Below are 1955 nucleotides of genomic sequence, written 5' to 3' on the forward strand. Positions count from 1 at the left end.
CATTAAAGAATTCTGATGAGAATTGAATCGTTTCGGCATTGCTATCTGTTGCGGTAGACCCAAAACCGAAATCTGTCCAATGATCAATACCATGCCCCGCTTTGGCATCACTCGCAACTAGCACATTATAAATCAATGTATCGTGACCCTGACCCGTCGTAATGGTATCGTTACCCGCTTTGGCCACAATCACATCATCCGAACTGGTTTCAGCTACGCTGAAGCTTCTCGCTGAGAATGGATTTACTCCATATTGGGTAAGAACATTTTCACTCACCAGCAAAGTGACAGCCGTACCCGATACGGTACTGGTGTATGTCACATAACCATTATTGGTTGCACTTTTTGTCCAGCCTGAATCAAGTTCAACAGTATCCTCAGCAGTACCATTGATCTTCAAGGTATGTGCCGCATCAGTCATGGTCAATACATGTGATGCTGTCAGGCTAGTGATATTATTTGCTCCATTTACAGACAAATCCAGCACTTCAACATTCTTCAGATTTGCTGCCAAAGTAGCACCTGATACAGTTTCACCAGAACGGAGCTGAATCGTATCTGTACCTGCTCCAGCATTAATACTACTTGCTGTATATAGCAAGGTATCATTACCTGTTGTAGCCTTTTGGGCCGTCATATTTACAGTAATGTTCTTAAAAACATGAATAGATTCACTATTTCCAGCACCACTTTCAACTGTCCATGCTTCTACCCCGATTTGTGTACCTGCAGTCGCTGAATCCTGATCAGTTAAAGCTGCTTTCGCCTGTTTAAAGCCTAACTTATCTATATTGCTTTGGGTTAAACCTGTAATGGTATAAGTCGTACTTGATCCAGTTCCACTTACTGTAATTTGACTAGATGAAATCTGTACACCATCGATATAAAAAGAGGCATATTGACCCAGACCTGTGAGTTTAATGGTCATAGTTTCAGTACTGCTGTCATTTGCAATTTCTGAAACTTTTGGATCATGCATCGATGCATTCAGGGTAAGTGGAATAATCTCATTTTCTTTACCGAAAGTTTGAGTCGGTTTGATATCAACGCCATTGGCTACGGCATTAACCACCAAATCTCCAATGTCTTTGGTTTCAGTTAAAGGAGATAAGCTACTTTCACCAGAAGTTACAACCAACTGTAAGTTTCCAACAGTACCACTCCAGTGTATCGGCGGTAATATCGCAACATAAGCTGGTAGTCCACCACTTTCTGAGAGTACCCAAGTGTTGGTTGTGCCATCACCACCTGCATTACTTGCAAGCGTTGCGAATTCCGCATTATCTCCGACATAAACCAAGAAGCCATTTGGAACATCAGATAGCAAAATTGCACCATAAGACTCTGAACCATCTGAATCGTTCAAACTCACGCTTAGTCCACCTGCACCAGTCAGCTCAATTGCATTGGCTTGAGTTGCCAGTTCTGACTCATTACCAATAATAAAGTTTTGTGAAACAACATTTACACCATTATTGATCAGTTGAACTTCCACAGAACCCGTGACACTGACTGCTTTTTCATCTGCATCGTCTTCTTGTACTTTTGCATAAGCAGTAAATGATACCTTACCTGGTACAGTTTTCTCACCATCTGGCATGGTATACGTTAAGTCTACTGTTCCGCCATTTTCACCAATGTCAATGACGTAGAACTCACCATCAGGTGTACCATCACCATCAATATCTACACTTTGTGGAACAAGTGGTGTTGTACTACCCGTGATGTATAGCTGACCACCTTCCATGGCATCGGTTGTATCAGCAGCATTGACTTGCACATACATTTTACCATCGACAACCTTACCATAACTTCCATCGGCAGGGTCGAGTGTAATAGAACTTGTGATTGCTGTCTCACCCTCACCCACCATACTATCTCCAGACATGGTGAATATCGGATTATCCGTCACAGGAGCGATTCGAATCGTCATGTCTTGAATCGTTGCCTCTTCG

General features: G+C 42.4%; 1 pseudogene. It reads right to left on the bottom strand.

Features of this window, described 5'->3' with window-relative positions:
• A pseudogene (locus tag ACNPNW_RS06420) lies at window positions 1-1933 on the bottom strand (VCBS domain-containing protein); the annotation flags it as partial.
• Window positions 1934-1955: the final 22 nt, after the last annotated feature.

Source organism: Acinetobacter endophylla (assembly GCF_053543775.1).